We start from the raw sequence: 5,662 nt of genomic DNA on the forward strand, positions 1-5,662 counted from the left end.
CGCCGGACAAGGCGCTGCAGTTGCTGCCGGCGTTGCAGCGTGCGGCGGCGGCCCTGGCCAAGATCGAGGCCGAGGCCCAGGCCCAGGCCGGGGTCGGACGCGCAGAGGGGCCGGCACTGTCGGACGCGGATTGATATAAGGAGCGGGTCATGAAAATTATCGTCCTGGGGGCCGGCGTCGTCGGGGTCACGTCCGCTTGGTACCTGTCCCGGCAGGGCCATGACGTCACCGTGATCGAGCGCCAGCCCGAGCCGGCTCTGGAGACCAGCTTTGCCAACGGCGGCCAGATTTCGGTCTCGCATGCGGAGCCGTGGGCCAATCCTCATGCCCCGCTAAAAGCGCTGCGCTGGCTGGGGAAAGAGGATGCGCCGCTGTTGTTCCGCTTGCGCGCCGACCCGGCCTTGCTGGGCTGGACGCTACGCTTCCTGCGCGAGTGCCGTGCCGACCGCTACAAGCAGAATATGCGGCACGTCGTCGCGCTTGCGCTCTACAGCCGGCAATGCCTGAAACAGCTGGGCAGCGAGTTGGCCGGACTCCAGTACGACCGGCTGGAGCGGGGCATCCTGCACGTCTACACCGACCACGCCGAATACGCCAAAGGGATCCAGGCCGCCAGGTTGCTCGGCGAATTCGGCTGTGAACGCCGCCCGGTCTCCGCCGCGCAATGCCTCGAGCTCGAACCGGCGCTGGCCCCCCTTGGCGATCGGCTGGTGGGAGGCGATTTCGCCGCCGACGACGAGTCGGGCGACGCCCGCCAGTTTACCCGGCAGCTCGCGGAGCACTGCCGGCGCGCCGGGGTGCAGTTTGCCTTCGGCCAACCTCTTGTCCGCCTCGAAACGGAGCAAGGGAGGATCGCGGCGGTGGTGACCGCCGACGGGCAGCGCCACGTCGCCGACGCCTACGTCGTGGCGCTGGGGAGCTACGGCCCGGCGCTGCTGCGCCCGCTGGGCATTTCCCTGCCGGTTTACCCGGTCAAGGGCTACTCGGCCACCTTTGCCCTGTCGGAATCGAGTGTTGCCCCCACGGTCAGCCTGATCGACGATGAATACAAGATCGTCTTCTCCCGGCTGGGAAACCGCTTGAGGGTGGCGGGCACCGCCGAGATCGCCGGTTTCAATCACGACCCGAACCCCATCCGTTGCGACCTGCTGGTGCGCCGCACCCGGGAGCTGTTCCCGAAACTCAACGATCAAGGTAATCCCGAATTCTGGAGCGGCCTGCGCCCCGTCACGCCGTCCGCAGTCCCCTTCATCGGCCGCTTGCGCTATCCCAACCTCTGGGTCAATACCGGTCACGGCACCCTGGGCTGGACCATGGCGTGCGGCTCGGCCGCCGCGCTCAGCAGCCTGATGGGCGGCCAGCAGCCACCGATCGATTTCCCGTTTATGGGGTGAGCGGGTTGTTCGGGTTGGGCAGAGGCGGTTTTCGGGCTAAAACCCATACCTGGCGAGAATCCGGTCGACTTCGCCTTGCTGCTGCAACCCCTGCAAGGTGGCGTCGAGCCGCTTGATGAAATCGGCCTTGAACGGCGGGGAGGCGCGGCGGCTGAAGCCCACGTAGGCTTCTTCCCCCGACAGTTCCGCCACCTCGTGCAGCGTGAGTGCATCCAGCTCCGGAAAGTGGGGGGTATCGTTCTTCATGCGCCTCAGCGTGTAACGGATCGACAGGCTGTCGTTGGCGTAGCAGCCGATGCGGTTCAGGGCGAGCTTGCGCAGGTTCACCGCGTTGCCGTTCGCCTCGTCGATCCGCACGGTGTGGTTCTGGCGGGCGGCCACCAGCACCCCGGAGAGGGCGAAGCCGGCGTTGACGCCGATGGTGACGTCGCCGAAATCGCGCGGGAAGCGCTGGCGAGGCTTGCTCATGGTCCTGTCGTTGCACACCACCACCACGCGCTCGCGGTAGAGCGGGATCGAGTAGACGTCGATAAACGTCCGCTCCGCGCGACGGTATGGCGGAAACAGCGCGAACGCCTCACCGCTCTCCAGCATCGACAGCCCCCGCCGCCACGGCGTCGGCACCAGTTCCAGCTGGTAGCGCTCCGCCATCCTGCTGGCGGCCGCCTGCAGCAGCTCGACATAGACGCCTTTGAACTGGCCATCCTCAAGGTAGGCATACGGAGGGTAGGAGTCGTCCCCGTACAGCACCACCTTCTCGGCGGCATCGCAGGACAGCGTCACCAGCAGGGCCGCCAAGGCGGGGCAGGCGCAAGACTTCACGATGGGCCTCCCTGAACCGATTCGCTGACGCGTTGAGTATAGGTGTGGCGGTCCGTCACGGCCGGACAAGAGCAAGCCGGCAACCTGGCGGAAATCCGTCCCGGCGCCTCTGCCCGTAATGGCGGTGGCCGGTCACGGGGTATGCCAGTAGAAATGGCCGTCAATGGGGGGTGTTTCTTCGGGCGGATGCGCGCAGGGCAGACCCGCCTGTCATTTCATGGGCATCGAAAACCGGATTGATGGCGGGAGTCCATCGTGGATAACGGGACGATGGCGTCAGCGGTCATCCATTGCCCACCTTATAGCCGGGCCTTCGGAATCTTGAATACCCTCTCGACGGGGTATCCGGGGCGGTCGTAATGGATCACCGCCATTTTGTGATGTTCGCACTCGGTGGGGTCGTGCAGGTAGATGAACGCTTTTAACCCCCCATGTTTACCGCGCTGGACGGCCCAGGCGCGAATGAAATCATCACTGTCAAATACGGTCGGCAGGTTGTTTGCAGGCATGGCGGTGTACCCACGGTCTTGTTGATTGTTTTTTAACTATAGGTAACAGCGATTGATACCGAATTGGCCGGGCTTGATGTAACTCAAACTCGCGACAATTAGGCGGATTGCCGCTCGGCGGTCGCCGCCCGGACAAGGGCGGTGTCGGCCAGCTTGCGTGATGTGGCAGGCGTAATGGCGCAGGGCCATAGCGATGGGATGAGCCGGGATGAACTGGGCGGGCTGTGACACTGTTAAACGTTGAGCGATAAGCCACAACCGGCCTGTTCCAGCATCACCAGATTGATTCTCTGGGTTTGTGAATCATCCGCTTCGGTAGGCAGGATCAGCCGTCCTTCCGGTGAGCCTTTCAAGGGCTTGGCGGTCACGGCGAAGGGATGGAAGCCCACGTACCAGCCCAAGCTATTTTTGGCATTGACCCAGCCGCATAGCGAATCGCCATACTGCTCATGGTCAATGGACCATTGCAAATCCCTGAACTGGGCGGAGTCGGGGTCTTTTAGCGAGTCTCGTACAACCTGCAAGTAGGCGGCCTGCTTTTGCTCTCTCTTTTTGTCCTGTTCAGCCTTCTGCCGGGCCAGTTCGGCAACTTTCCGCTCTTGGAATTGTGAGGACGCATCGGGTGGAGAGTCGCCACAGGCGACAAGCGAGATCAAGGTCAGGATAACGAGAAATGACGGTGGGGTCTTCACGTCGAATTCCTTATTACATGCGGTGGGCAAGAGCGGCACCGCCTGGACTTGTTCAGGCCGGTCATGACCGCCTGAGCTCTGCTGTATAACCTCACGATAGCTAAAAAAATCCTGCTCTCAAGCAGGCAAATGGCAGAACCTGGCTCATCTTCCCCGTCAACTCGGGAAGGGCGCTGCTACACGATGATGTCATGACCATGGGCCATTCCAGAACAACCTCCGGGTCACGTCCGAACTGTCAGGCGCAGTCTCGCTGTCCGGCGGGGTGAGGCTTGCCAATCCGTCGCGGGCGGCCACCATTTATCCATTGAGCAATAACGTCACCCCCAACAACACCACGGTCACGGGTATTGCCAGCGCCGCCATCACGGCGACAGCAAGGAGTGGACCAGGGTCCAGGGTGGTGCCTGCTCAACCGAGTTCGTGATGGTCGTGATGGCAGCGGCCGGAACCTCGTCCACGCTCTGGATGACTGATTTATGCCGTCTCTTCCAGAAACAACAACGGCCCACTGTGTAGTGGGCCGTTTGTTCACATACGAAAATTTCTTAGTGGATGACCGACAGGAGGTGCTTCGGTAGCCAGTCGGCACCACCGCGCGGCCAGGCAACCAGCACGCCGCGCGCATGGTCACATGCGACGACCGTGCCATCACACTTCTCAACATGGCCGTACGGCGCATAATTCACACGCAAACCAGGCTGTGGTTGAACATCGTTACTTTGGAAAAGAGACAGAAGGCTAGAGATGATGTATTTCATATTCGAGATTGGACTTGCTGTGGTTTCTAAATTACTAAGCAAATTATAGGTGATAATTGTGCGGTGCACCATAATAATTGCGACAAATATGTTCGTAATTGAGTTATTTTGTGTAACATTTCGAACATCTGCGTTTGCGGGGAGGTTGGCTGGGTTGTGGCCATGGGGTGGTTGTGGTGTGGCGGGAGAGCCTCCCGATTGCAGCCGGCGGTCAGCATGGGGGTCATCACAACGACGGTTCCCATCCTGGGGCTGCAGGGCTCGGAGGATGGCGCCATTTGGTAAGGAGGCTCACGCGGCCGGTGAGTGATCTCGCAGAACGTGTGTCGGGAGTGCCATTTGGCGCGCTAATTGGCACAAACCGGCGAGACGACGCTGTGACAAAACCGCGCAAAAGAGTGCCAAAACTCGCGCAACGTTACAGTGACAGTAGGCAAGAAAAAAGCCAGCAAGTCGGCGGAAACCCGCGTCGTTACTGGCTTTTGTCCGGATGATGGTGGGGCGGCGTCACTCACATTCAAGGCTATCAACAAGGAATTATAAGGATTTTGGCCGTTGGAGTTTGGAAAGTACCCCCAGAAATACCCCCAACCTAGTAGCGTTAGGCGGGTAATTGCTGCTTCCTGCCTACTGTTCGGCACATCGGGGCCAGCCCACTTCAATATCGGTAGGACCGCAGGAAAATCCATGGGGTGGGGAAAAATCGCTTTCAAAGCAAGTCTTATGAAGGCTATTTCCACCGATATGAAAAATTGAGAAGCCATGAATATGTATATGTCATTGTTGACGTGGCGAGAGCATTAACCACCTAGGGATGGTCTGAACAAGTCCCATTCCGCCCGGTAAAATTGTTACATCCGATCTCACCCGAGCTCAGCCATGCACAAGCAAATGTCCTTCTCCGACCTGGAGCAGACCGCCAAGAAGAAGCAGACCCGCCGCGAGATCTTCTTGGCCGAAATGGACCAGGTCATGCCATGGGTTCAGCTCGAAGCAGTGATCGAACCCGTATATCCCAAAGCCGGCAACGGGCGCCGGCCATCAGGGCATCCGGTCCCACATCGACCATCTCACGCGACAGGCGCGGGTCTTCCACCAGGGCGATGCCCGGCAGTAGTTGTTCCATCACGGTAGCCATTCAGGATTCCTTTACTTGACGGCCGCACGAGCCTTGGCGTTGGCAATCAGCGGGTTCTCGCCACCCTGGCGTTCCTGCTGGGTGTTGGCGGCGCGCTGCGTGCCGCATCGGCATCGGCACCGGCATCCAGCCCGAGCAGTTCAATCAGTTGTTTCAGGTCCACGCCGGGTTCCTCCATTGAGTAGAGCGCACGTAAAAACAGGTTGGGTACGTTGGTCAGCCCCACCGAGACCAGCTTCACGATCCGGCCGGTGGCGTCGAAATCGAACACGGGCGACAGGTAGCGGTAGCGACGGCCGGCGATATCCTGGGCGGCCTCGGCCAGCCACTCCACCCGCCCCCAGAT

The 5,662-nt window shown here is 60.7% G+C and carries 8 protein-coding genes and 1 pseudogene; 2 read left to right on the forward strand and 7 right to left on the reverse strand.

The genetic code is table 11. From position 1 onward, the window contains the following. Positions 1–149 precede the first annotated feature (149 nt). Positions 150–1,394 (forward strand): D-amino acid dehydrogenase, encoded by a 1,245-nt coding sequence (locus AC3WG5_RS19015; RefSeq protein ID WP_492570292.1) that lies wholly within the window; start codon positions 150–152, stop codon positions 1,392–1,394. Between the two features lie 36 nt (positions 1,395–1,430). On the opposite strand, the gene AC3WG5_RS19020 is transcribed toward AC3WG5_RS19015, so the two are convergent. From AC3WG5_RS19020 to AC3WG5_RS19040, 5 genes are all read right to left on the reverse strand, one after another. Beyond that, positions 1,431–2,216, reverse strand: a complete 786-nt coding sequence (locus AC3WG5_RS19020; RefSeq protein WP_492570294.1) for a substrate-binding periplasmic protein — start codon at positions 2,214–2,216, stop codon at positions 1,431–1,433. A gap of 299 nt (positions 2,217–2,515) precedes the next feature. Further along, the gene (locus AC3WG5_RS19025; protein ID WP_008953889.1) at positions 2,516–2,725 is read right to left on the reverse strand and encodes a hypothetical protein; all 210 of its coding nucleotides are present in this window, start codon (positions 2,723–2,725) and stop codon (positions 2,516–2,518) included. A 233-nt stretch (positions 2,726–2,958) separates the two neighbouring features. After that, positions 2,959–3,417 carry a hypothetical protein gene (locus tag AC3WG5_RS19030; RefSeq protein WP_492570296.1) on the reverse strand — a complete coding sequence of 153 codons (459 nt, stop codon included), beginning with the start codon at positions 3,415–3,417 and terminating at the stop codon, positions 2,959–2,961. A gap of 548 nt (positions 3,418–3,965) precedes the next feature. Next, positions 3,966–4,178 carry a hypothetical protein gene (locus AC3WG5_RS19035; RefSeq protein ID WP_150105045.1) on the reverse strand — a complete coding sequence of 71 codons (213 nt, stop codon included), beginning with the start codon at positions 4,176–4,178 and terminating at the stop codon, positions 3,966–3,968. Positions 4,179–4,525: 347 nt separating this feature from the next. Next, positions 4,526–4,942, reverse strand: a complete 417-nt coding sequence (locus AC3WG5_RS19040) for a hypothetical protein (protein WP_492570298.1) — start codon at positions 4,940–4,942, stop codon at positions 4,526–4,528. 115 nt (positions 4,943–5,057) lie between these two features. Here AC3WG5_RS19040 and AC3WG5_RS19045 point away from each other — a divergent pair. Beyond that, positions 5,058–5,219 (forward strand): annotated as a pseudogene (locus AC3WG5_RS19045) (IS5/IS1182 family transposase); the annotation flags it as partial. Here the strand turns inward: AC3WG5_RS19045 and AC3WG5_RS19050 are convergent. Both AC3WG5_RS19050 and AC3WG5_RS19055 read right to left on the reverse strand, forming a co-directional pair. Then, complete coding sequence (locus AC3WG5_RS19050) at positions 5,149–5,316, reverse strand: hypothetical protein (protein ID WP_492570301.1); 168 nt, start codon at positions 5,314–5,316, stop codon at positions 5,149–5,151. The pseudogene AC3WG5_RS19045 and the gene AC3WG5_RS19050 overlap by 71 nt on opposite strands. Before the next feature lie 46 nt (positions 5,317–5,362). Then, positions 5,363–5,662, reverse strand: a 300-nt coding sequence (locus AC3WG5_RS19055) for a phage protease (RefSeq protein ID WP_492570299.1), incomplete at its 5' end; no start/stop codon positions are given.

Source organism: Pseudogulbenkiania sp. FW507-F1 (assembly GCF_058781125.1).

Coding starts and splice junctions, on each gene's coding strand:
- AC3WG5_RS19015 (WP_492570292.1), top strand. CDS start 150: ATGAAAATTATCGTCCTGGGGGCCGGCGTCGTCGGGGTCACGTCCGCT.
- AC3WG5_RS19040 (WP_492570298.1), bottom strand. CDS start 4,942: ATGGCTTCTCAATTTTTCATATCGGTGGAAATAGCCTTCATAAGACTT.
- AC3WG5_RS19025 (WP_008953889.1), bottom strand. CDS start 2,725: ATGCCTGCAAACAACCTGCCGACCGTATTTGACAGTGATGATTTCATT.
- AC3WG5_RS19035 (WP_150105045.1), bottom strand. CDS start 4,178: ATGAAATACATCATCTCTAGCCTTCTGTCTCTTTTCCAAAGTAACGAT.
- AC3WG5_RS19050 (WP_492570301.1), bottom strand. CDS start 5,316: ATGGCTACCGTGATGGAACAACTACTGCCGGGCATCGCCCTGGTGGAA.